4 protein-coding genes are annotated in these 3,046 nt (G+C 45.3%); all 4 read left to right on the top strand.

The features are described from left to right. Window positions 1-648, top strand: a 648-nt coding sequence (locus ACEW8S_RS10605; RefSeq protein WP_373518126.1) for a beta-ketoacyl synthase, incomplete at its 5' end; no start/stop codon positions are given. Between the two features lie 73 nt (window positions 649-721). Next, window positions 722-1,789, top strand: coding sequence for a beta-ketoacyl synthase N-terminal-like domain-containing protein (locus ACEW8S_RS10600; RefSeq protein WP_373518125.1), 1,068 nt, complete (start codon window positions 722-724; stop codon window positions 1,787-1,789). Then, entirely contained in the window at window positions 1,783-2,559 is a 777-nt protein-coding gene (locus ACEW8S_RS10595; protein ID WP_373518124.1) for a polysaccharide deacetylase family protein, read from the top strand. The genes ACEW8S_RS10600 and ACEW8S_RS10595 overlap by 7 nt, the downstream gene beginning before the upstream one ends. Next, window positions 2,552-3,046: outer membrane lipoprotein carrier protein LolA (locus ACEW8S_RS10590; RefSeq protein ID WP_373518123.1), on the top strand; the 495-nt coding region annotated here is incomplete at its 3' end. The genes ACEW8S_RS10595 and ACEW8S_RS10590, both read left to right, overlap by 8 nt.

Raw genomic sequence — 3,046 nt, 5'->3', positions numbered from 1 at the left:
ATTGTCGGGGGCACCGATTGCCTCTCAAAATTTACGATCAATGGCTTTAAAACCTTATTGATTTTGTCCGACACGTATAGCTCACCATTCGATGAAGAACGGAAAGGCCTGAATTTAGGTGAGGCCGCCGCCTATCTGGTTTTGGAATCGGATGCGCTCGTTCAAAAAGAGCATAAAAAAATTTTGGGGTACGTGACGGGCTACGGCAATGCCAATGATGCCTACCACCAAACGGCCTCTTCCGAACATGGCGACGGGGCGGTGTTGGCCATGGAAAAAGCCCTAAAAACGGCGGGAATCAAAGCCTCCGATATCGATTATGTGAACGCACATGGTACGGCAACGCCTAACAATGACCTGTCAGAAGGGCGGGCCCTAATTCGATTGTTCGGCGACAGGGTTCCCGAATTCAGTTCGACAAAAGCTTATACCGGACACACCTTAGCGGCGGCGGGAGGCGTCGAAGCGGTATATTCCATATTGGCGCTGCAAAACGATACGATTTTCCCGAACTTGAACTATACAACCCCGATGAAAGAATTTGACCTCGACCCAATTACTGAGGTCACCAAAAAACCGTTGCGCAATGTGCTATCGAATTCATTTGGGTTTGGGGGGAATTGTTCTACGTTGATATTTTCTAAGTAAAACTATACGACGCTGATATAAATAGCGAAAATTTTCGAAAAATTGTATACTCTTGCATCTATTGAACTCAAAAATGCCCGTCTACATAAACAGCATAGGTTCCGTTTCCGCCCAAAAGACGTTCGACAACGCCCTCTTTTTAGAGGAAATCGTACCTTATAACGGTACCGTACTGGAAATTATCGCTCCAAACTATAAGGAGTATATTCCACCGGCGGCGGCGCGAAGAATGGCAAAGGGTATCAAAATGAGTACCGTCAGCGCAAAGACCGCCATGACCGAGGCCGCTATGGAAGAAAATGAGATCGATGCCATTATCGTAGGCACCGGACTGGGCTGTATCGGCGATTCCGAAAAGTTTGTCAGTGATATTCTTGATAACGATGAGCAGTTTTTGACGCCTACCCGGTTTATTCAATCCTCCCACAATACCGTGGCGGGACAGATCGCCTTGGGCATGGGCTGCAAGGGACATAATTTCACGTATGTCCATTCCGCTATTTCATTCGAATCTGCGGTGTTGGACGCAAAAATGCAATTGGAAAACGATGAGATCAAAAATGTTTTGGTCGGAGGGGTCGATGAACTGGTCGATCATCATGTCAACACCCATCGGTTGATCGGGCATATAAAACACGAACCGGTCGAGACGATGTCCGTTTTAAAATCCGGCACCAACGGCGCCGTATTTTCCGAGGGCGCACATTTTTTTACGCTTTCCAATAAAAAAAGGTCTTCCTGTTATGCAGAGCTTTTGGCGATCAAGACCTACAACACCTTGGCGGGAAACCAAGTTTCCGAAAAAACGCAGTCCTTTTTATCGGAAAACGGAATGGAACCGGATGCCGTAGATATTATAATTCTTGGCTATAATGGCGATGTGGAGTTTGACGGTTACTACGATACACTCGCTAAAGGCTTATTCAAGGATACGGCCCAAGTTTACTTTAAACATCTATCCGGTGAATTCGATACAGCCTCAGGATTTGGGTTTTGGTTGGCGAACAAAATATTGAAAAGACAAACTGTTCCCGATGCGGTTCTGCTGAATTCCGTCGCCGCGAATTCAGCAAAAACAGTACTGATCTACAACCAATATCGCGGCGAAAACCATAGTTTCACCTTACTTCGAAAATGTTGAGGCGAAGGGTAATCAATCCCCTAGCCTTAATTTCACTCCTGACCTTGGCAGTATTGGCCTTTTTCATCCCACTGCCTTGGTGGTCCTTTGCAATTGTGATTATCGTTTGGTTCTTTATTACCGTATGTGGTTCGTTTTTCGTTGGATGGAACTATCATTTAAAGTCCCTGCACAGCAACAAAAAGAGTGGCGACAATTGGGTGTCCTTAACCTTTGACGACGGGCCGAACCCTGAATTTACGCCAAAAGTCTTGAAACTTTTAAAGGAACATGGAGCCAAGGCGACCTTTTTCTGTATCGGGCAACATGTTGAAAACCATCCGGATATCTTGAAACAAATTCTTGCCGCTGGGCATTCCGTTGGAAATCACACGTATTCGCATTCCAAATCTTTCGGGTTTTTTGGATTTCAAAAAGTAAAGGCCGAACTACAAAAAACGAAATCCATAGTCAATCATCTCACCGGACTTAAAATGAATCTCTATCGCCCGGCCTTCGGGGTAACCAATCCACAGATTGAAAAAGCCGTAAAAACTTTAGGCCTACGGTCTATAGGATGGAGCGTTCGTTCACTGGATACTACACCAAGATCCGAAAACAGCGTTTGGGCCCGGATCACCTCAAAGGTTGCGAAAGGCGATATCATTCTATTACATGATACCAGCGAAAAAACGATAGCGGTTTTGGAACGGTTATTGGTATTTTTGCAGGAAGAAAATCTACAGTCGGTCACCGTTGAGCGTTTGCTGGAAATCGAAGCTTATGAGTAGTAAAATGATCTTTTTTATTATCCCTGTCTTTCAAAAGTGCTCAAGAAAGGCTCAGGCGGGAATCTGTTTAAGCCTACTACTAGCTCTATTTACGTCAGGAACCCTCTCCGCCCAGATCAAAATGTCCGCAGCCGAGGCCAACGCCTTAAAGATGTCAGTAAGGCAACAGGCCGATGCCACGACCACCATCACCAGCGATTTTACCCAATACAAGCACCTCGATTTTCTATCCGACGATATCGAATCGAAGGGCAAACTGGCCTTCAAAACGCCCGATTTGGTCAAATGGGAATATATTGAACCCTTTTCCCATTCCATAATCTTTAAAAATCAAACGCTTTATATCAACGACGACGGTAACAAGCGCCATATGGATGTCGGCGGAAATAAAATCTTTACGCAACTCAACCAATTGATAACGGCAAGCATTCGCGGCGATTTGTTCGATGATGACCAATTCAATATTTCCTACTTCAAACACGACGGC

The sequence above is a fragment of the Pricia sp. genome, assembly GCF_041745955.1.
GTDB lineage: Bacteria > Bacteroidota > Bacteroidia > Flavobacteriales > Flavobacteriaceae > Pricia.
This window is presented reverse-complemented; position numbering and strand designations above follow the sequence as displayed.